This window comes from Pseudomonas libanensis (assembly GCF_001439685.1).
Taxonomy (GTDB): Bacteria; Pseudomonadota; Gammaproteobacteria; order Pseudomonadales; family Pseudomonadaceae; genus Aquipseudomonas; species Aquipseudomonas libanensis.
The window spans coordinates 9,684-31,118 of record NZ_JYLH01000021.1; the positions used below are offsets into that span (position 1 = coordinate 9,684).

Consider the following 21,435-nt stretch of genomic DNA (forward strand, 5'->3'; position numbering starts at 1 on the left):
CTGGCTTACCAGCTCCTGCGCAGGCAGTTGCAGCGGTGGTTCTACTTCAGGCTTTCCATGGTTTGAACCACCCAGCCAATCCCCCTAATACCAGTGCACCCGTCAAGGTACTCAGGCCCAGTTGCCAGCCGTCATTGTGCAGCGGGTGCAATATGAGGGCTGCAAAGCCCAATAATACTGCGCTCAACCCCCATTGCAGCGGCCAGCCCAGTTGCCCAAGCAATCGCTGGCGTTGCATCAGCAGCAGATTGGTGATGACAACCCCGGCCAACGCCGCCAGTGCAATACCCGGCAGACCAAAAAAGTACGGCAACAGCAGCAGGAGTATGGCGTTGATCACACTGCCCAGCAGTTCGCACCGCAATGGTAGACGCGTGTCGCCACCGGCATAGGCGTAGCGGGCAAGCATGGCGTTCCAGGCGCCGAACACCAATGGCGTTGCGAACCAGGCCAGCAGCGCCGGTAGTGGGCCGTCGGCGCTTTGGGCGGGCATCAGCAGATGGATCAGCACGGGGCTGGCGCCGATCAGGCCGAGGGCGGCGGGCAGGCTGAGCAGGGTGGCTGCATCAAGGCCCCGGCGCAGCAGAGCCAGGCGCTGCTGGCCTTGTTCGCCGCTCATCATGCCCAGCAGTACCTGGTTGAGGCTCATCAGGGCGATCAACGGCAGATTGATCAGTTTGCGTGCCAGGTTGACCCAAGTGACGGCGCCTTCCCCCAAGTAACTGGCGATCAATCGCTCGAGCAATGCCAGGCCCTGGCTGGCGACGTTGCTGGCCAGCAATGGCCCGATGCGCCCCAACAATTCGCGGCCTGCCAGGGCGTCGCCAGTGACCTGCCACGGCCGCCAGCCGAAGGACCAGACCGGCATCAGCAACGGCAGGCACATCAATACACTGCCGGCAAAAAAACTCATGGCCAGTTCGCTGCTGTCGCTTGTGCTGCCACGGAAACACAGATAAAGCACGGGCGGCAGGTTGAACAATAACGAGCCCAGCCCTGGCAGGACAAAACGTTGGCGTGCCTGCAACGGAATACTGAACAAGCCATGCATCACCAGGCCCGGCGCACAGGCGGCCAGCCAGCGCAAGTTGGCGGCGGCTTCGGCGTGGGCCGCAGCGTCCAGGCCGGGACCGATCAGGCGCACCCACAGCGGCGCGCCCAGCGCCAGCACGGCAAACAGGCCCAGGCCTACGCCCAGCAGGCGTGGAGACAGGCTGGCCAGCCAGGCTTGCTGGCGTTGTGGGTCGCGTTGTTGATAAAGGGGCAGGGCTGCCGCTGCGAGCAAGCCGGCGGCCAGGGTCATGCGCAGCGCTTCGGGCAAAAACACCGCCACCAGAAACCCGTCGCTGCGACTGCCGGCGCCCCAGGCCGCCACCAGCAGCCATTCGCGGGCAAAACCGGCCACCAGCCCGGCGAGGGTCGCCAGGGTCAGCCAGAGGGTGCTGCCGAACATCAGTGGAACAGGGTGAACAGGCCCTTGCCACCCACCTTATAGTTCAGATCATGGCAACGTTCACCCATGATTTTGGCGCCTGTGCCGCCAATGATTTTGTAGGGGGCCACGGCTTTGGCCACCACGGTGTTGGCGCTTATCACCGAACCATGGCCCAGATGGGTGCCGAAACCGATCAAGGCACGGCTGCCGATCCACACGTAGTCGTCGATGTAGATTGGCCCGGAAATCGACCAGAATTCCGGCGCCTGCAAATCATGACTGCCAGCGATGATCAGCACGTGGGAGGCAATCGCTACGTGGTTGCCGATCACCAGCCCGGCGCGTGCGTCCACCTGGCAATGCCAGCCGATAACCGAATCGTCACCGACCACCAGATTGTGGATGCCCAGCACTTCGGTGTTACGCCACAGGCTTGAGCCCTTGCCGATCTTCGCGCCACCCAGGCGCAGCCAGGCAATGCGCACATGGTGGCTGGGGATCTTGTTGATCAAAATGTTGTAGGCCATGTCCCAGGCGTTGCGCCAGCGATCCTTGATAGTTGCCCAGTTTTTGCCGTAGCGCGGCAATAGCTGGCACGGCAGGTCCTGTTTCAGACGGTGGAACAGGCGGCGGGCCACCGGGTGCTCAAGGGCCGGTTCCAGGTCAATGGAGCTGATCCAGAAACGCTTGTTCTCTCCTTCGCCGTCTTCAAACACCACGTCGTTGGCCAGGCACCAATCCAGCGCTTCTTCCAGGTCGGGCAGGCTTACGCCGAGTTCACCGGCCAGCATAGGGAGGCGGTCGCGCAAATCGGTAGAGTGAATTATCCGGTGCTTCATGGTTGGTCATCCTTTGGCGCAATAACAGGAACAGTCGCGGTCACGGTGGGGCGCAGGCGCACCTGTTGCAGGCTCATGCCCATCAACAGCCAGAACAGTGCGATCAGTACAAAGGTGAAGCTGAAATAGTGGTCGAAAAGCCCCGTCAGCAGCGCTGCCAACACGCCACAAATGCACCCCAGCCACAGGGCGTTGTCGGCGGTGACCTTGCGCACCTGGCCCAGGGGACGGACTTCCCGCCACCACAGCACCGTGACGGTGATAAACAACAACATTCCTGGAATGCCGACCTTATAGATGAAGTTCAGCCACAGGTTGGAGATCCCCAACAGGTCGCTGCCAGGTACGGGCGGGTCGATCTTGAAGCCGATCCCCAGAGGGAATTTCGACATGGCGTCGGGGAACCTGGCGTATTCGTCGAAGCGGATTTCGGTACTGGCGTTGGTGCTCGAGAAGATGGTCATCAAGCGCTCCTGCAGCGGCGGGTAGAACATCACCAGCGCGATGCCAAACGCCAAACCGATACCGATGATGCGCCCACTGTTAGGCACGCGCTTGTAGGTCAGCCAGATCAAGACCAGCGCCAGGGCCACGATGGCGCCACGGGAAATGCTCAGCAGCAGGCCGGCGCAACCCAGCACCGCCACCGCCAGGCCCAGTGCCCGGCGCCAGCCACTGCGGGTCCAGCCATAGAACAGCGCCAGGGGGATAAACAGCACCAGCACGCCACCGGTCAGGTTGGGGTGCACCCAGGGCGAGGCCATGCGTGTGTAGTTGGCGGAGAAAATATCCTTCACCGCTTCCGGGTGGGCATACTTGAGGTCGGTGAGGATATCGATCATCGACATCGCGTTGCGTGTCTTCAGGAACATGAAAATCGACAGCAACAGCATCGCCAGGTTACCCAGCAGCAGGGCGACCACGACCTTGTCGCGGTCGGCGTCGGTGCGTAGCAGCAACGGCACGATAAACAGCAACGACAGGTTCATCAGCCAGCGCACCCAGTTCACCGGTCCATTGCCTTCGGCATGGATGATGACCATGCCCCAGATAAATGGAATGGTGCTGAACAGCATCAGCCACATCAGCGCGCGCTCGGTCGGACGCCACAGTATCAAGCCACGGGTCTTGCCGATAAACGACTGCCAGAACACCCCGACCCAGGTCAGCCCCAGCACCGCTTCACTCACGGTGGTGCGGACCCCCAGTTCCAGGGTGGTGTACGGAATGCTGGTGGCCAACACGGCGAAAATCAGCAAGCCCCACAGGGGAAAGCGGATCAGGGTCAAGGCCACGCCCATGCCGGCCACGACCAGCAGGACCTTTATCGGCGACAGGGCCAACAGCAAGCCGCCGAAGACCAGGCCCAGGAGCAGACTAACGAATTTTCCTGGCAGCATTAGCGGTCCAATTCCTTGAGCAAGGTGTCCAGACGCGAGCGATAGGCGGGCTCGGCAAATTGCCGGGCCCAGTCGATTTGCGGTTGCGGGTCTACCGTCGCCCCGGGGGCTGCCAGTTGCCGCATGACGTCTTGCAGTTGCCCGGCATCGTGCGGGTCGAAACGCGGGGCGCTGGGCGGCGCGACTTCATCGAGGGCGGAGCCGCGTGCCACCGCCACTGGCGTGCCGACACTCAAGGCTTCCACCACCGGCAGGCCAAAGCCCTCGGCATAAGACGGCTGCCATAGGCAGGCAGCATGCCGGTAAAGTGCTTGCAGTTGGCCGTCGGATAAACCGCTGCACCAATGCAGGCCCGGCAGTGCGCCGAGGTCCGCCGGTACATCGCTGGCGTGGCCCACCAGTACCATGTCTGGTACATCAGGGTTCGCCGCACGACAGGCCTGCCATTGGCGCAGGAAAAACACCATGTTTTTGCGCGGTTCCCGGGTGCCCACCACCAACCAGTAACGCGTCGGCAGGCTTTCCGGCAGCGGCTCTGGCGCTGCATTGAATTCGGGTACCAGATTGCTCAGCACCCGGAACTTCGCCCGGGCCCAGGGGAACACGCGGGCGGCTTCGTTGCAGGAAAACTGCGAAGGGCACCACACCCGGTCAGCCTGCCACACCGACCAGGCAATCGACGCGCCGTCAATCAAGCGATAGGCCAGGGCCTTGAGCCTGGAGCGATGAAAGTTGCGGTGGGTCAGTTGAAACAGGTCATGCAGTACCAGCACATAGCGGGTGCCGGCGGGTTTGCGGCATAGCGGCAAGCCCATATTGGCGGTGGCGATGTAGAGGTCGATCTGCTGCGCGTGCAAGGCCTTGGGCAAAAACCTGCGCTCGAAACCCAGGCGCACTTGTGGGCGCTGCAGGCCGTCCAGCGGGCTGGCCCAGGCCGGGCAAACGGCGGTCTGGCGTTGCGGGTGGTCCAGGGGGGCTTCGCTGAACAGCAGCACCTCGGTATTGGCTCGTGCGCGCAGGGCGTGCTCCAGGGCCAGGACCTGGCGGGCGATGCCAGACGACGGCGCAACCGTGGCGGGGCGATAGTCCAGGGCTACGCGCATGGCTGAGGTTCCTTGGAGATGAGCACGGTGCGGTAGATATGCTCCAGTTCGTTACCGGCCACCGCCCAGTCGTGATATTGACGCGCATAGTCGCGTGCCGCATCGGCCAGCTGCCGGGCCAACGACGGTTCATCCAGCAGGTGCACTATGGCGTCGGCCAGGGCCTCAGCGTTTTCACCCGCCAGGTAATGGGCCTGTGGCTGTACTGCCAAACCGGAGACGCCCTGGGCGGTGCTCACCAGCGGCAAGCCGGCGGCCATCGCCTCCAGCACCTTGAGCTTGGAGCCGCCGCCGTGGCGCAACGCGGCGACAAACCCGGCACAGCGGCGTTGCAAGGCGCACAGGTCGGGAACGAATCCCAGCCACTCGATACGCTCATCTGGCCAGCGGTTGCGCCAGTGTTCGGGCAAGCCGTAACCGGCCACCGCCAGGCGGGCATTCGGGCACTGCCGCCAGACCCTGGGGAAAATCTCCTCGAGCAGCCACTGCACCGCGTCCAGGTTCGGTGCGTATTCGTAGTTGCCGACAAACAACAGGCGCTGGCTTTGCGCGTCGGCACTGACCTCGGCGAAGGCGCGGCTGTCGACCCCATTGACCACCACGCTCACCGGCGTCGAGGACAACGGCCGCATGGCCTGGGCATCCGCCTCGGTCACCGCGATCACATGGGCGGCGGCCTCGAACGCCTTGCGTTCCCACTGTCGGCAGCGCCATTGGTCGTACTGCACGAACGGCCCGGCCCACTTGGGGAAGCGGTCGTAAGTGGCGCCGCCGAGGCTTGATTCCAGGTTGTGCTCGGTCAGCACAAACGCGCGCCGACGCTGCTGCAAGGTACGCATGAACGGCTGCAGGCTGTAGCTGTGTTCCACCTGAATCACGTCCCAGTGTTCGGTCAACAGTTGTGCAAATTGGGCCTGCAACGGTGCGGACAGGCCGTTGACCGTGGTCAACAGCGGCCACGGCGCGAACACGCCAGCGAGCAGGGTCAGCGGGTGTTTCAGCGGCCGGCGCGGCACCACGATCAAGCGCTCGAGCAATGGCTCAAGGGCTGCATGCGCCGCGTCATCGGCCGGCGTCTTCGATTGCGCCAGCAGCGTGATGCGATGCCCGCGCTCACTCAAGGTGCGCAGCAAATGGTACTGCCGGGTCTTGCCGCCGCTGGTGGTCGGCCACGGCAGGTAGGGCACAATCCATAGGATTCTCATGTGTCGTTCTCCATGCCCGGGGCTACCACACCAGTATCTGCAAACTCGGCTTCACCACGGGGCGAATGCCATTGTCGTCACTCAGGGTCTGTCGGGCTCCGGTCAGCGGGTCCAGCAGTTCAGCACGTTTAATCCCGGGCAGGCTGATGCTGCTGCCTTCGGCACTCCAGTACATCAACAGGCGCTTGCCGTCAGGCCGGGTCCAGGCCACGCTGTAGAAGCTGTCCGGTATATCCTTGAGCTGCGGCGTAGCGCCGGGTTGAAGAGTGGGGCCGGTGATCTCGAGGAAGCGGGCGAGGGCGGTGTACACCGGCTTCGGCTCGCCATTGAGGTCCAGCAGGCCGTAATGCTGGTCTCGCGGCGAGGCACGTTCGTCGAGGTCGGAGAGGGCGAACAGGAAAATCTTCTGGTAGTCCTGGGACGCCATCAAGGCCAGGCGGCGCAAGGTGTAGTCGGCTTGCCCGTCGATACCGATCAGGTCCTGCATCTCTTTGGGCCCGGCATAGCTGGACCAGCCCCATTCAGTGGCCCATACCTGCTTGATCCCGGCGCCGTGCAGCATTGCATTGAGTTGATCGCCGCGCAGCAGCACTTCGTTCTTGCCCGGCTCATCGGTTTCCGGGGTCATCGAATAGGGGTGATAGGCCGCGACCATGCCCAGGCTTTGCACCCCCAACGCGCCGAGCGCTTCAAACATCAGGGTTTTGCCACGGGGCGGCATCTGGCTGTAGTACGCCATGCCGCCCATGACCTGCAGTTTGCCGGGCGCGGCAATATTCAAGGCCTGGTGACTGGCCAATAACAATTGCCCGTATTCCTTGGCGTCGACTTTGGGGCGCCAGTTGTTCGGCAGGTTCTGTTCGTTCCACACCTGCCAGGCATCAATATTCGGGTAGCGTTTGGCCAGGAGCGCCAGACGCGCTGCATAGATGTCGGCGTCCCGTGGTCGATACTGGTCCTGGAACGGCGCGCCCTTGGGGGCGGTGGTGATAAAGGGCGCCGAGCCCACCAGGTAAAACACCGAGCGGATTTTTTCGGCAGTCAGGGTGCGCTCCAGTTCATCGAAAGTGCTGAGCTGATAACCCTCTTCCTTGGGCTCCAGGCGATCCCAGTGCAGGTCGACGCGCACCCATTGCAATCCAAGCTTCTTATATTGGTTGATCTGCTTGCGGTACTGCTCGGGCTTGAACCACAAAAAGTGCGCATTCACACCAAGAAAGTCCTTCCATGCCACGCTGCGCTCCGGGGCCAGGTTCACCGGTTGCGCATCGACTTTTTCACTCGACAGCAGGGCGCCCCCGACGGCGATTGCCAGCACCAGCGGCAGATAACGCCACATCGGGCGAACGGATGAAATCTTCATCGCAACGGCTCCTCACAAGCATCCCGAAAGAGTTCGGCAAAACGTTGGGCCGTGTTGGCCCACTGGCGTTGGCGGCCGATTTCCTCAGCCTGGGCGGCCCATTGCCGGGCCTGTTGCGGGTCGAGGATCAAGCGGTTCAAGGCATTGCTCAAGGAATCGATATCGCCCTGCTGATAGGTGATGCCATTGCCGCCGGCCACCTCTTCGGCAAAGGCACGGGCGTTGGAGGTGATCACCCCGCGCCCGCAGGCATTGGCCCACGACAGCGCGCCGCTGGTGCCACGCATCTGCCCCAGGAAGCCGAGTTTTTTCGATTCGCGGTAGGGCAGCACCATCACATGGTGGGCCTGGATCGTAGCGGCGATCTGCGTCGAGGGCAGGTCCAACTGCCAGTCCACCACATCCTCCAGGTGCAGCGCGCTGATCTGCTGGCGCAGGCCGTCGAGGTAGTTGCCGGCCGGGTCGAAGGTCATTTCCGGGGCGGTGCCGCCGGCCAGGGTCAGGCGTATTTGGCCTCGGCATTGGGGGTGGGCAGCCAGTGACTGGGCCAGGGCCTGGAGCAGGTCCTCAATGCCCTTGCCGCGATAGATAAAGCCGAAATACAGCAGACGCAGCGGCGCAAGCGGTGGCAACGCCTGGGGCGCAATGGGCAGGTTGCCGTGGGCGATTACCGCCACTTGCTGCGGGCGCAGGCCCATGCGTTCGCGCAGGCAGTCGCCGCCCAGGCGGGTGAGGGTGATCAGGCGGCGCATGCCTTTGGCCAGGCGCCGTTCTTCGCGCAAGGTCAGCGGGTCGGCCAGCAGCGCCGCCGCCTGGGGCAGCGGGTGGGGCAGGCGTTCGAGCAGGGTCAAGGGGAAAAACAGCTTGGCCCGGCGCCAGATCAAGCGCTCCGGGTCATGCACCGTGGCGGTCAAGGGCAGGTGCGGTTGCGCCCGGCGCAGGTAGCCCAGCGCCTGGAATTCACCGAAGCGCCCGCCCCCAAGCTCGGCATGGACCAGGTCCACGCCGCTCCAGTCAAAGGCCTGCAGGCGCCGCAATTGTTCAGGCAGGTCCTGGCAGCCCGCGAGGGGGGTCACCACCTCAAGGCCCAGTTCGATCAACGCGCTGCGCAAGTGCGCGGCGTAATCGGCGATCCCGGTCTGCTCCGGTGGCAGCGGTGCCAGCAGCGCGATACGCATCAGGCCGCACCGCGCCAGCTGTTGATTCGTGCCAGGACCTTGGCCGGCACTTCAAAGCGGCGGCGGTTGAGGATCATGCCGTCGACTTTGCCGAACGCGGTGGTCAGCAGCGACATGGCATTTTCGAGGGTCGGCACGGTGCTGGTGCGGGCTTCGATCACCAGCACGATCTGGTCGGCGCGGCGCAGCGTCAGGAAGGCCTGGGGGTTGGACGACAAGGCCGAGGCATCCAGCAACAGCACTTCACCCGGCGTGGGCGCGTTTGCCCCATCGACCGAGACGCGATGGCCACGCTCCTCCAACAGGCGCTTGAGCTGGCAGGCGATAAACGTCACGCCCTCGCCATGCCGCGCCGAGGTCAGGCCCAGGGCAAAGCCTTCACTGGCGATGCGCTCCAGGGGCAGCAGGCTGTACAGGCGATAGAGGCTGGCGGTGACGGCTGCCGGCGTTGCGTCTTGTACGTCGGGGATGCTGCTCCACAGCGGCACATGGAACATCTCCTGCAACCGGGTGCCATCGTGGATGCGTTGATCCAGCAGGTACAGCACATAGATGGTCAAGAAGCCCACGGCCACGCCGGCGGGAATGGCGAACAACAGAATCAGCAGGCTCTTGGGAAACACGCGTGACGGGTTCAGGGTGGCGTGTTCGATCAGGGCGATGTTGCTGATCTGGCTGTTGTCCAGTTCATGATCGATTCGTGCCTGTTCAAGATTGTCCGAGTACAAGGCGTAGCTTTTTTCGGCGGCGCGCAGTTGTTGGCTCAGCTTGTTGAGTTCCGGCTCATCGGTCATCGCCTTGTCACGCTGGTCGCGCAGCTCGGCGAGGGTCTTGTCGTAGTTCTCGATTTCGCCGGCCAGTTTGCGCTCTTGCAATTGGGCGTCGATCACTTGCTGCTTGATGTTGATCACCAGGCTGTTGGGCGCGGTGTTTTGCGAGCGTTCCAGGCGTGTGGCTTCCTGGGCGCTGAGGGCTTCCATGTCGCGGATATTCTGCTCGATCTGATTGACCTGCGGGGTGCCCGGCAGGTAGGTGCGCAACAGGCGTGCCCGCTCCACTTGCAACGCATTGAGCTGGCGCTTGAGGTCCAGTTGGGTGGGGTTGAGGCTGGTTTCGCGCATCGTCACCACGTCCGCCGGCTGGCTCTTGATCTGCTGGCTGGCGTTGGCCAGGAGGCTGCGGATCCCCGAGATCTGGTTTTGTGCGCTGACCTTGGCGTCGGTGACGCGGTCGATCTGGCTGGTGAGGTTCTTCAGGCGCGCATCGACACTGATCGAATCGATCTGCTTCAGACGGCCTTGCAGTTGGTCCTTCAGGCTTTGGATATTTTCCGCCACCTTGGCGCGCTCGGTTTCATAGAAGGTATGCAGGCTCTTGCGCCCGAGGATCCGTGCACGTTCCTCAAGGTAGGCATTGACCCATTCCTCGACGATTTTTTGCGCCACCGCCGGGTCGTCCCAGGTGAAGGAAATCTCGATCACCGAAGAGCCCGGCTCGTGACCGGCTTTGAAGTTCTTCTCCAGCGAGGTCGCCAGGCGTTCAATCGGGCTTTGTTTCTCGGCAAGGCCCACAAACTGCAGCACACTGCGCACGCCATTGATGACTTCGCCAACGCCTTTCTTGACGTAGAACTTAGTGACCTTCCAGAAGCCTTGCGGCGGTTCGGAGGTCATCGCCATATAGCGCTCGGCAACGATATGCACGATGGGCCGGCCCGTGAGCATTTTTTCTTCGTCGACAATCGGGTCGTGCTGGGTGCTCGGGGCAATCAGCGTCTGGCGGTTGGCGGCTTCGATCGGCAACGTGGTGTTGTCCCGCCCCGGCTTGACCAGCAAGCGCGCGTCGGACTCGTAGCGAGCCGGCAACAGGAAGGCACCCAGCACCGCGACGACGATCGTGGTGATCACTGCCAGTTTGAATTCGCGGCGGTAGATGAAAAACAGCCGCAGCAGGTCGCGAAGAGAGCGGATTTCGATCACAGGATTACTCCATTGAAAATTGTTTAACGCTGAATGCGAAGATTGCAGTCAACTCAATCTGGTAACGATCAAGGAGTTGTGCCTGAGGGAAAGACATTTATAGGGCCATTAGTCGTGTTCCCGCTGTTTTTTACGCCGCTATCATTGAGGTCATAATTCAAGCCAATCCCAATCCCCTTGTTGATCGGAAACAGCTTGGTGAAGTACATATCCACGGCCTCCACCGTCGCGCCGATGCCCGACTGCGGCACAAAGATCAAGTCGCCGCGCTGCAACGCCACCCGCGGGTGATTGGCGTTGGTCAACATGCTTTCCAGGCTGATGAAATACGTCCTGTACTTGCCATCCGGGCCGGTGCGCAGCAAGGCCACGTTGGAGGCATCCGCCGAGGGCAATACACCACCGGAACTGAGCAGCGCCTGCTCGACGCTGACGTTGCCGGCCAAGTCGAAAAACGCCGGGTTGGACACCGCACCGCCGATAAACACCTTGTTGCTCGGTGCGCTGGCGATGTTCACCGTCACCGCCGGTTCGCGGTAGATGCGCTTGTACTTCTCGGTGATTTCCTTACCCAGGTCTTCGGGCGTGCGCAAGGCGGCCTTGACCCGGCCAATATTGGGCACCGAGATCACGCCGTCGGGGCGCACCACGAACAGGGTCATGTCATCGGCCGCCGCCGGTTCCTGGGCGTCGCGCACGATCCGCAGCGAGTCGCCGCTCTGGATCAGCACCTGCGGCGGCGGCAGGTCGGCCAGGGTCAGCGCCGCTTGATGGCCGGCCTTGAGCGTATTGTCGTCAGGAAGCGGCACCCGCGCGGGGGTCGAACAACCCGCCAGCCAGATTGAGGCGCTCAAGAGGCTGAGCAGGGTAAGACGGGAACGTCGGTTGATAGTCTTCATGACGGCTCAAGTCCAGTAGGTGGAAAACATGCCCAGGCGCCGTTTAAGCGAGTTGGGCAAGTAGCGTTCAAGGTGGCCGAGGCGATAACCCAGCAATTTAAAGGCACTGCGCACCACCACTTCGGGGGCGCGGTGCAGCGCATTGGCCTCGCGCAATGCGCGTAATTCGGCCAGTACATAACGTTTGCCTTCACCGCCGGCGTCGCCAAACGCCTGGCGAATCCACGGTTCGCGGCCGTAGAACACGCCGATATCGAAGTAGCGGCGAAACTCTTCCAGCAAGCGGTAATCGTGGGAGTGATACACCTGCGCGCTGGCGGCGTAGCGCACCTGGTAGCCGGCCAGCAACATGCGTGCGGCGACGTAGGCGTCTTCGCTGCCGATCACATCCTGGGGGAAGCCGCCCACCGCCTGCAGGGCGCTGCGCCGGTACACCGAAAACGAGTCGGAGCTGAAGCAGGTCTTGATCCCCAGGTGCGGTGCATCGGCCAGGCTTTTGCTGCGGCTGGCCGCTGGGTAATTGAAGTGCCGCGACTGGGCTCCCAGCACACCGGCACCGGGGTGCGGCAGTTGGCGGCCGTAGGCCACGCCATTGAGCGGGTCCAGTTGCAGCTCGCTGATCAGGTTGGCGAAGGTCTCGGCGGTGGCGGGGATTGCGTCCTGGGTCATGACGATCAGCACGTCGCCACCCACCTGCTCGCTGGCCCAGCGCCGGGTACCGCCGTGGTTGAAATCACGCGCATCGATCACTTCCACGCGCGCGCCGAACTCGCGCAAGCGCGCCACGGTGTCATCGCTCGAGGCGCTGTCGACCACCAGCATCTCGTCCGGTTGCAAGGTCTGCATGCGCAGGGCAGGCAGCAAGCGGTCCAGATGGCTGGCCGCATTGCGGGTAGGGATGATCAGGGAGGTACGCATCAGGGTTTCACTTCAACCGGCGCACGGCCGTAGATGTCGTCATAGCGCACGATGTCGTCTTCACCCAGGTACTCACCACTCTGTACCTCGATCATCACCAGGTCGATGATGCCGGGGTTGGTCAGGCGGTGTTTGTGCCCGGCAGGAATGTAGGTGGACTCGTTCATGTTGAGCAGGATCTCCCGCTCGCCATTGGTGATCATCGCCGCGCCGCTGACCACCACCCAATGCTCGCTGCGGTGGTGGTGCATTTGCAGGGACAGCGAGCCTTTGGGCTTGACCACGATGCGCTTGATCTTGAACCGCGTGCTTTCTTCCAGCACCGTGTAGGTGCCCCAGGGGCGGGTGACGGTGCGATGCAGGCTGAACGCCGGGTGATTCTGGCGCTTGAGCTCGGCGACGATATACCGCACGTCCTGGCTGCGGTGGGCGTCGGCGATCAGCAGTGCGTCCGGGGTGTCGACGATGATCAGGTCGCGCACGCCCACTGCACCGAGTACGCGCTTGGGCGAATCGATATAGCAGTTATGCACATCGTGCAGGATCGCCTCGCCATTGATCTGATTGCCATTGTCGTCACTGGGCGTGAGTTCGCGCAGGGCTTCCCAGGAGCCGATATCGCTCCAGCCAATGTTGCAGGGCACTACCGCGACCTGTGCGGATTTTTCCATCAGGGCCACGTCGATGGAGATATCCGGTGCGCTGCCGAACCCTTCCGGGCTCAGTTCGCGCTGGCGACTGCTGCTGTTTTGCAGGCTCTGGCTGTGCTCCAGTGCGGCCTTGGCGGCGTCCAGGACCTGCGGTGCGTGGCGGGTCAATTCGTCCAGCACAGTGGCAGCCTTGAAGCAGAACATGCCGGCATTCCATAGGTGCTTGCCGCCGTCCAGGTAGCCTTGGGCGGTGGCCAGGTCGGGCTTTTCGACAAAGCGCTGAACCTGGAACCCAACGCCCAGCGGCGCCCCTTGTTCTATATAGCCAAAGCCGGTTTCCGCACGGTCAGGCTGGATGCCAAAGGTCACCAGATAACCGGCCTCGGCCAGTGCGCGGGCTTTTTCCACCGCTTGGGCAAAAGCGCTTTCATCGAGGATCAGGTGGTCGGCGGGCATCACCAGCAGTTGCGCGTCAGCACCGAAATGTTCCTGCACATGCAAGGCGGCCACGGCGATGGCGGCGGCGGTGTTACGGCCAAAGGGCTCCAGCAGCAGGTCGAGGGCCAGGCGCTGGGTGTTCACCGCGCGGTAGTCATCCAGGGTGCGAAACAGCAGGTCGCGGTTGGTCACCGTCAGGATGCTGTCGACGCCCGGCAAGTGACTGGCCCGCAGGAAGGTCTTCTGCAACAGGCTCTGATCGTCACGCATGCGCATGAAGGGCTTGGGCATGTTCTGCCGCGAAACCGGCCACAGCCGCGTGCCCGAACCACCGGAGATGATGCACGGGATCAATCCGTTAAGAGGGTTCATCAATAGACTTCCTTGGTGGAAAGGACGGCCGGAACCGTCATGAAAACGATGTACAGATCCAGCCACACCGACCATTTGGCGATGTATTCCAGGTCGTATTCGACTCGCTTCTGGATTTTGAACAGAGTGTCGGTCTCGCCACGGTAGCCATTGATCTGTGCCCAGCCGGTGATGCCTGGCTTGACCCGGTGGCGTGAGCTGTATTCGCTGACCGCTTGTTCGAACGGAATCCCGGCGGCCTTGGTGGCCGTGGCGTGTGGGCGCGGGCCGACCATCGACATATTGCCCAGCAGCACGTTGAACAGCTGTGGCAGCTCATCGATGCTGGTCTTGCGAATGATCCGGCCTACCCGGGTGATGCGCGGGTCCTGGCGTGTGGTCTGGTTTTCGGCGTTGAGGTCGGTCTGCTCGACGTACATCGAACGGAACTTGAACACGCGGATCAGGTTGTCGTTGTAGCCAAAGCGCTTCTGGCGAAACAGTACAGGGCCCTTGGAATCGAGTTTGATCGCGATAGCGGTCACCAGCATCAGCGGTGACAGCAGCAGCAGGCCCACGCTGGCCAGCAGCAGGTCTTCGCAACGCTTGATAAAGGGCGACCAGCCGCGCAGTGGCAACTGCGACGTGTTGAACATCAGGATGCCGCCCACATCGGTGATGCGGTTATGGCCATAGCGCAAGGCGGCCATGTCCGGCACCAGCATGACGTTCACCGACATCTGCCGCAGGCGCTTGACCAAGCCATTGATGCGCTGTTCGGCGGCCCAGGGCAGGGTGATCATCACCTGGTTGACCTGTTCGGAGCGGATCAGCTTTTCCAGGTCGCGGGTATTGCCCAGCAAGGGCAGGCGGCTCAATTCCTTGGGAATGCGTTCGGTACGGTCATCGATAAAACCGATCAGTCCGGAACGGATATCACTGTTGCGCGACAGGTGTTCGGCCACGTGGACCGCGGTCTCGGTAAAGCCCAGGATCACCGTGCGCTGGAGAAACTTGCCGTTCTTCATCAAATGGCGGTACAGGCGCAGCATCAATATCCGCTCCACGCCGAACAGCACCAGGCTCATGGAAAACCACGCCACCAGGTTGCGCGGGCTCAACTGCGGGAACAGGAGCAGGATCTGGTACATGAACAGCAGGATGCAAAACGCCGAGACCCAGGCCACCAGCATCACGCGAAAACGCAGGCGATTGCTGAACAGATCCTCGGAGTACACCCCCAGGGCCTGGAACAGGATGATGGTCAGCAGCGCAAAGAACACCAGCAAGCCGAGGTAGTGATTGCGCATGTGCTCGGCGACTGGGTCCGGGTAGAACAACAAGATGATCGCGGGCAAGACTGAAGTCAGGCCGTGGATCAGTTTTACGAAAACAACGAAAAACTCAACGAAACCGGGACGAGTCAAAAACAGGCTATCGACCGACGATTTAGCACGCATAAATCAGATCCTCAATACACCACCAGAACGTTCCTGTTCGTTTGCTCATCCATAAGGCAGGTGTGCTTTACAAGTGGTGCAAATCGAACGACTGCTGTCGCTGGGTAATACGTAATGCCTGTTCGTGCGCAGGGATTTACGAAGTGCTGGCTAAATACTGGCTCTCTTGAGGTCGCGTGTCAATCATTTGGCTTTTTAGGCCGGCGCCATCAATTGATCTCATAACATCGCTATGATATGACGGTTTGTTGACATTCTGATTCGAGGTGTCAGAAAAATCGAGAATCAATGATGGCTTTTTGGAGTGTAGGAACAAACGTAGGGATTTGCCTGTCAGCGGAAAAAGCTTTTGACGATGGCAGGAGGGGAAGCACAAGGCTTTTTAGTAGGAGCGAGCAAGCTCGCTCCTACAGGAGGGGCAGTGCCTAGAAGTTGCCTTTGAGGCTCAGCGTCAGGTTGCGCGGCTCTCCGTAGAGATTGCCCCAACCCGCTGTGCCTACGGTCTGGTAGTAGTTTTTATCAAACAGGTTGTTGCCGTTGAGCGCCACGGTCCAGGTGTCGTCCACCTGATACGCCAGGCGCGCATTCCACAACGCATACCCGGCTTGTTCAAGCTTGATGGTTTGCAGCCGGTAGTTGCTGCTTTGGGCGTTAACCCCTGCACCGACTGTCCATTTCGACAGCGCACCGTCCAACTGGTAGTCGCCCCACAACCTGAGCATATGCCGTGGCACGTAGGTGTTGGAGACCGCGCCTTCGGCTGTGCTGTCGATGTTCTTCAGGTTCTTGGTCTGCGTGTAGGTATAGCCGCCGAACACTTGCAGGCGTTCGAGCAACTCACCGCTCATCTCGGCTTCCACCCCTTGGGCGCGAACTTTGCCTGTGTCGGTGTAGCAGTAGCCGTCGGAGGAGCTGCCGCAACGGGTCTCGAAGTCGGTTTGGGCGGCATTCTTTTCGATTGCGCGGAACACTGCCAGGGAGCTGTTCAAGCGCCCGTCAAACCACTCACCCTTGATGCCAAGCTCATAGTTCTCGCCCATTTTTGGCTTGAGGGCCGAACCGCTGACCGTGGCGTAGGAGCTTTGTGGCTGGAAAATATCGGCGTAGCTGGCGTACACCGAGAGATTGTCATTGAGGTCATAGATCAACGCGCCAAACGGCGTTACCACGCCGGTTTCCTTGGTGCGTGCGTCTTGATCGGCCCACTCGCCCCACGCCAGGTTCAGGGACTTGCGGCGGTTTTCGTACCAACTGACGCGACTGCCGAGGACCAGCATCAGGGGCTCGGCCAGGCGCAGGCGCAAGGTGGCGTAGGCGCCGTATTGCGTGGCGGTCTCGTTGACCGTGCCGCCTCGGTACATGTTGGGCCAGAACGTGTCGTCGGCAGGTTCCGGGAAGTGGTGATTGGGGTTGAAAACGCTTTGGCGCTGAGGCAGGTTGCGGATCGCGTAGACGTCGTCCTGGGTGCCGCGACTGCCGTTGGCGCCGAGGATCAATTCATGTTGCAGGCCAAACGCCTCGAATTGGCCGTCGATATAGGCATCCAGGCCGTAATCTTTGTGATCGTAATCCAGCAGTGCGGCGTAGCTGGTGAGGGTGGGGGCCGGGTCGCCATAGTCCACGGTGCTTTCGCTGGCGGCGTATTTGATATCTTGCAGGTTGCGGCTATGCACGGCGCTGACTTTGAGCTTCCAGGCGTCATTGAAGTGATGGGTCACATCGGCGAACAGCGTGGTGCGCTGGCTTTGCCAGTCGTTCCAGGCCTGGCCCAGGCAGGTGGAGCGGCTCAGGCCGAGGCTTTTGCCGTCGCGGTAGCGCGGCAGGCCGCTCCAGCATGGCGTGGCGTCGACATCCTCATGGCTGGCACCGAAGCCCAGGGTGGTGTCGGGTGTGACATCCATGTCCAGGGCTGCGTAAAACGCTTGGTCCTGGCGCTTGGCAAGGTCCATGTAGGAACCGCGATTCTGTTGGCTGACCGCCGCGCGGCCACGGACCGTGCCGCTGTCGTTCAACGGGCCGCCGGTGTCGAGCTCGGCGTGGTAATTATCCCAGGTGCCCGCCGACAGCCCGAGGCTGGTGGTGGGAGTAGCCTGGGGCCGCTTGCGCACGAAGTTCACCGCACCACTTGCGGTGCCGGCGCCCTTGAGCATGCCGGCGGCCCCCTTGAGCACTTCCACCCGGTCATAAATCGCCATGTTTGCGCTGAAACTGTCGGCCTGTATGTAATCCTTGCCGATGTCCAGCGGCACGCCATCGAACTGGTACTGGCCGAGCATCTTGAAGCCCCGGGAGTAGAAATACTTGCCGCCCATGGGCGATTCGTAGCTGGTAATGCCTGGCGTGCGCTCCAGCAATTGGTCGATGGTGGTGATGTTCTGGTCATCCATCAGCTTGCGGGTCATCACGCTCACCGATTGCGGGGTGCGTCGCAGGCTCTGTTCACCCTTGCCGATGGTCACCGCACCGGTGGTGTAGGAGCCGCTGCCTTCGGTGGTGGCCCCCAGGCGATCGCCAGTGATGGTGGTGGCGCCCAGGTTCAGCGCCGAACCGTCCTGCTGCTGAGGCAACAACAACCAAGCGTTCTGGCCCTGGCTTTGAGCCTGCAACCCCTGGCCCTGAAGCAACCGGCTCAGGGCCGATTGTGGGTCCAGGGTGCCGTTCAACCCCGGGCTGTTTTTGCCGGCCACACTGCCTGCGTCATATGACAGGCTGATACCGGCCTGCCGCGCAAATTGATCAAGGGCGCCGGCCAGAGGGCCAGGGGCAATATTCCAGGCGCGGGCCGGGCGCTCGTTGCCGGGCTCTTGAGCACTTGCGGTATAGGGCAGGGCGCTGGCCGCCACGCTCGCGCCGAGGAGAAGGGCGTTGACGGCGTGCCTGAAAGGTGAACGTTTGGAGGGGAACGCTTGCATGACCGCGGGATGCTCCTGAGGGAAGTGAATAAAACCGGCCTGTTGATCGGCCTTTCCTTACAGGTCGAGCGGCAATGAGAATTCACCTCATTTATTTTCAGTCGGTTAAACCCGAGCGGAGACGGTCACCCAGTAACGGCTGCGGTAGGTCACAGCGACCGGCAATGATTGGGCCACCAATTTGAGTACCTGATCGGTGTCATCCAGTTGGTAGGTGCCCGAGACCCGCAGCCCGGCCACCGCTTCGCCGCAACGCACCAGCCCATTGCGGTAACGGCCCAGTTCGGCGAGAAAGTCATCCAGGCGCATGTCGTGGGCGCTGATCACACCGTCACTCCAGGCCCAGGGGTCGAGGCCATTGGAGGGGGATGGGTGGACGCCGCTGCGGTTGAGCAGCACCTGTTCGCCGGGCTTGATCACTTGGCGTGCAGTGATGTCATGGCTGTCGGAAAATACCGCCACCGCTCCCTGTTGCACGGCCAACAACGTGCCTGCCGGCTCTTCGCGCACCAGCAAGCGCGTGCCGAGGGCGCGCAGGTAACCGTCGCGGGTGTGCACCCAGAAGGGGCGCTGGTCGGCACCGGTATTGATCAGCACTTCGCCCTGACGCAGGTCCACCAGCCGCCGTTCGGCGTTTAACGCGATATCGATGGCGCTGGCGCTGTTGAGCTGGACTTTGCTGCCATCGCCCAATGCCACCCAGCGCCGCTCACCGGTGGCGGTGCGATAGTCGGCCATAAACGCGGGCAGCGGTGTGTAGTCGCGGCCCAGCCAGGCCAAGCCAGCGGCGCCGGCACACAGCCCCAGCACCTTCAAGCCTTCACGCCGACTGATGCGTTGGCGCGCGCCATCGAGTGCATGGCGACTGACATGCGCCGGCAGGTGCTTGAAATCGTCATCCATGGCCGCCACCCGCTGCCAGGCCCGCTGATGTGCTGCGCTGCGCTGCAACCACTGCTCAAAGGCCGCGGTGCTGGCGTCGTCGGCGTTGTTGAAACGCAGCTTGATCATCCACTCGATGGCCTGGTCCACCAGGCGCGGGTCAGAGTTCGGCATAGCGCAACCGATAACAGGCGTGCAGCGCCTTGGACAGGTCACGTTCCACCGTGGCCCTGGATACGCCCAGGCGCAGGGCGATCTGCGGGCAGGTCAGGCCGTCCAGTTGTGCCAACAGGAAGGCCTCGCGCACCCGCGGCTTGAGCTGGTCGAGCAAACGATCGATGCGCTCCAGGCTGTCGAGGATCAGCAAGCGGGTTTCTTCGCTCGGCACTTCGACTTGGGGGAAGTGCGCCAGGCTTTCCAGATAGGCGCGCTCCAGCTCGCGGCGCCGGTATTGGTCGATCATCAAGCTGCGCGCAATGCTGCTCAAATAAGCCCGCGGCTGCTGCAAGGTCTGGTGCTTGCGCGCGTTGAGCAGGCGCACGAAGGTTTCCTGCGCCAGGTCGGCGGCGTGTTCACGGCAGCCGGTGCGCCGGCTCAACCAGCCGCGCAGCCAGGAGTGGTGGGCCTGGTAAAGCTGGCCGATGGCGGCAGGGTCCAGAGGGTGATCGCTCGACATGGTCATCCCGGCGCAGCAAACTTAATTGATAATGTTTCGCATTCTAGACGTTGATCGTGGCATTCAGCAATCACCTGGTTTTCCGCGCAAGCAATGTATCCAGCACAATTTTTTGTGTGCCCTGCACTCGCCGATTAATCTGGGCTTTTCCAGGCGGACGGTTCACCCATGATCAGCCTCGTCACTCTTGCGGTTTTTTCCGGCGCTGTTTTGCTGTTGCTGCTGTCACCGGGGCCAAATATGGCGTTTGTGATCAGCCATGGTGTGACCCATGGCTGGCGCGGAGGCTGTGCGTCGGCCCTGGGCATCGCTGTGGCAGACCTGTTGCTGACGGCCTTGACTGTCATGGGGGTGACGGCATTGGTCGCCAGTTGGCCGCCAGCGTTTGACTTGATTCGTTACGCCGGTGTGATCTACCTGCTGTGGCTGGTGTTCAAGACCTTGCAGAAGCGCCCCGGCCCGGACACTGCGCACGTCGACCGCGTGGCCCTGGGCCGGGTATTTCTACAGGCCATGCTCAACAGTTTGCTCAATCCCAAGGCGCTGTTGTTTTTCATGGTGTTCCTGCCGCAGTTTGTGCAACCGGAGGCTGGGCCCATCGCCGTTCAATTAATGGTGCTGGGTGGCGTGCTGACGCTGATTGCAGGCGTGTTTCACGCGCTGCTGGGGATGTTTGGCGGTGCGCTCAGTCGCCTTTTCGCCAAGCGCTCAAAAAGCGCCTGGCTGCAGAAGTGGGGCCTGGCGACCGTGCTGATGGTGCTGGCTGTGCGTTTGGCGGTGATGTCTCGTCCTGCCTGAAGACACGCTGGATGTGGCGAGGGAGCTTGCTCCCGTGACGGCCCGACAGCCGATGCTCATCTACCTGACACCCCACGATCCAACTGTGGGAGCGGGCTTGCTCGCGAAGGCGGCCTGACAGCCGACACAGTTATACCGAGTACATATCCATTCCTGCGGTAACGGATATGTACTCGGTCTGATCCGGCATCTTGGTCGGCCCTGAAGCAGCCATCGGGAGCAAGCCCCTCCCACAGGTAAAGCGCCATACCAGGAGATGTGTAGATACTGATGCTGAGATAGCGGTGAATCAGCCAGACATCGGTGACTTCTTACAACGGACTAGGACTCACCCTACAGTCGAGCACCGAGCCTGGCTTTTTCCCACAACCCTTTAAGGTTGCTGCTAGGAATGGTCATCACTAGTCTTCCCCAGTCGCTGCCAATTCAGCGACCGGACGTGAGAAATCCGAACTACTCCATTGGCGCAAAAGCGCTCACCGTATACAGTGCACGCGCTTTTCGGCTCGCTGTTATGGCGGCTGTGCGCGGGCACGCTTCGGCGTGGCCAAGCTCCTGGGGTCTTGGTTTTCTCACTCCGCGTACAGCTGCCACCTTCAGTTCGTGAGAAAAACTCGGTGGTAGTCCATTACTCTCAGGAACTACACCATGATCAAAGACAGCCCCAATCCTCCTTCAGATTCAAACCTGCTCTTCACCCTCCATCCCAACCTCGACACCGAAACCCTGCTGGTCAATGCCTCCCAGGATCTGGACTCCATCAATGCCATAGCGGCGCACCTGGCCTTTGAGGTTGATGGTTCGCAACGCAGTGTGGTGCTGGGGATCTGCCGGATGGTGGAGGGCGTTCAGTTGCTGGTTGATCGGGTAGTAGAGGGAGGCGGCGAGACGCGAGCGCAGTAACGGCGATGCCCGTCAGTTAAGAAGCAGCGCTGTACTGTGGCGGGGG

Annotated in this window: 17 protein-coding genes; 2 read left to right on the plus strand and 15 right to left on the minus strand. The window is 61.8% G+C overall.

Features of this window, described 5'->3' with window-relative positions:
• Positions 1 to 46: 46 nt before the first annotated feature.
• The 15 genes from TU73_RS25100 to TU73_RS25170 all read right to left on the minus strand — a co-directional run bounded on the left by TU73_RS25100 (position 47) and on the right by TU73_RS25170 (position 19,688).
• Positions 47 to 1,453: a lipid II flippase MurJ gene (locus TU73_RS25100; protein WP_057014452.1), complete on the minus strand. Its 1,407-nt coding sequence runs from the start codon at positions 1,451 to 1,453 to the stop codon at positions 47 to 49.
• Positions 1,453 to 2,274, minus strand: coding sequence for an acyltransferase (locus TU73_RS25105; protein WP_057014453.1), 822 nt, complete (start codon positions 2,272 to 2,274; stop codon positions 1,453 to 1,455). Before TU73_RS25105 ends, TU73_RS25100 begins: the two co-directional genes overlap by 1 nt.
• Positions 2,271 to 3,674 carry an O-antigen ligase family protein gene (locus TU73_RS25110; RefSeq protein ID WP_057014454.1) on the minus strand — a complete coding sequence of 468 codons (1,404 nt, stop codon included), beginning with the start codon at positions 3,672 to 3,674 and terminating at the stop codon, positions 2,271 to 2,273. Before TU73_RS25110 ends, TU73_RS25105 begins: the two co-directional genes overlap by 4 nt.
• Positions 3,674 to 4,777, minus strand: a complete 1,104-nt coding sequence (locus tag TU73_RS25115; RefSeq protein ID WP_057014455.1) for a glycosyltransferase family 4 protein — start codon at positions 4,775 to 4,777, stop codon at positions 3,674 to 3,676. Before TU73_RS25115 ends, TU73_RS25110 begins: the two co-directional genes overlap by 1 nt.
• The gene (locus tag TU73_RS25120) at positions 4,768 to 5,982 is read right to left on the minus strand and encodes a glycosyltransferase family 4 protein (RefSeq protein WP_057014456.1); all 1,215 of its coding nucleotides are present in this window, start codon (positions 5,980 to 5,982) and stop codon (positions 4,768 to 4,770) included. The genes TU73_RS25115 and TU73_RS25120 overlap by 10 nt, the downstream gene beginning before the upstream one ends.
• A gap of 22 nt (positions 5,983 to 6,004) precedes the next feature.
• A complete protein-coding gene (locus TU73_RS25125; protein WP_057014457.1) occupies positions 6,005 to 7,345 on the minus strand; it encodes a glycoside hydrolase 5 family protein in 1,341 nt (446 codons plus the stop codon).
• Positions 7,342 to 8,523 carry a glycosyltransferase gene (locus TU73_RS25130; protein WP_057014458.1) on the minus strand — a complete coding sequence of 394 codons (1,182 nt, stop codon included), beginning with the start codon at positions 8,521 to 8,523 and terminating at the stop codon, positions 7,342 to 7,344. The genes TU73_RS25125 and TU73_RS25130 overlap by 4 nt, the downstream gene beginning before the upstream one ends.
• On the minus strand, positions 8,523 to 10,502 hold the full coding sequence (locus tag TU73_RS25135) for an exopolysaccharide transport family protein (RefSeq protein ID WP_057014459.1): 1,980 nt from the start codon (positions 10,500 to 10,502) through the stop codon (positions 8,523 to 8,525). The genes TU73_RS25130 and TU73_RS25135 overlap by 1 nt, the downstream gene beginning before the upstream one ends.
• 68 nt (positions 10,503 to 10,570) lie before the next feature.
• On the minus strand, positions 10,571 to 11,401 hold the full coding sequence (locus tag TU73_RS25140; protein ID WP_057014460.1) for a polysaccharide biosynthesis/export family protein: 831 nt from the start codon (positions 11,399 to 11,401) through the stop codon (positions 10,571 to 10,573).
• Positions 11,402 to 11,407: 6 nt separating this feature from the next.
• Positions 11,408 to 12,319: a glycosyltransferase family 2 protein gene (locus TU73_RS25145; protein WP_057014461.1), complete on the minus strand. Its 912-nt coding sequence runs from the start codon at positions 12,317 to 12,319 to the stop codon at positions 11,408 to 11,410.
• Complete coding sequence (locus TU73_RS25150; protein WP_057014462.1) at positions 12,319 to 13,779, minus strand: mannose-1-phosphate guanylyltransferase/mannose-6-phosphate isomerase; 1,461 nt, start codon at positions 13,777 to 13,779, stop codon at positions 12,319 to 12,321. Before TU73_RS25150 ends, TU73_RS25145 begins: the two co-directional genes overlap by 1 nt.
• On the minus strand, positions 13,779 to 15,218 hold the full coding sequence (locus TU73_RS25155; protein WP_057014463.1) for an undecaprenyl-phosphate glucose phosphotransferase: 1,440 nt from the start codon (positions 15,216 to 15,218) through the stop codon (positions 13,779 to 13,781). The genes TU73_RS25150 and TU73_RS25155 overlap by 1 nt, the downstream gene beginning before the upstream one ends.
• A gap of 425 nt (positions 15,219 to 15,643) precedes the next feature.
• A complete protein-coding gene (locus TU73_RS25160; protein WP_057014464.1) occupies positions 15,644 to 18,130 on the minus strand; it encodes a TonB-dependent siderophore receptor in 2,487 nt (828 codons plus the stop codon).
• Positions 18,131 to 18,235: 105 nt separating this feature from the next.
• Positions 18,236 to 19,186, minus strand: coding sequence for a FecR domain-containing protein (locus TU73_RS25165; RefSeq protein ID WP_057014465.1), 951 nt, complete (start codon positions 19,184 to 19,186; stop codon positions 18,236 to 18,238).
• Positions 19,173 to 19,688 carry a sigma-70 family RNA polymerase sigma factor gene (locus TU73_RS25170; RefSeq protein ID WP_046072525.1) on the minus strand — a complete coding sequence of 172 codons (516 nt, stop codon included), beginning with the start codon at positions 19,686 to 19,688 and terminating at the stop codon, positions 19,173 to 19,175. Before TU73_RS25170 ends, TU73_RS25165 begins: the two co-directional genes overlap by 14 nt.
• A gap of 168 nt (positions 19,689 to 19,856) precedes the next feature.
• On the opposite strand from TU73_RS25170, the gene TU73_RS25175 reads away from it, so the two are divergent.
• Entirely contained in the window at positions 19,857 to 20,486 is a 630-nt protein-coding gene (locus tag TU73_RS25175) for a LysE family translocator (RefSeq protein ID WP_057014466.1), read from the plus strand.
• 648 nt (positions 20,487 to 21,134) lie between these two features.
• On the plus strand, positions 21,135 to 21,389 hold the full coding sequence (locus tag TU73_RS25180) for a DUF6124 family protein (protein ID WP_057014467.1): 255 nt from the start codon (positions 21,135 to 21,137) through the stop codon (positions 21,387 to 21,389).
• The last annotated feature ends 46 nt before the right edge of the window (positions 21,390 to 21,435 follow it).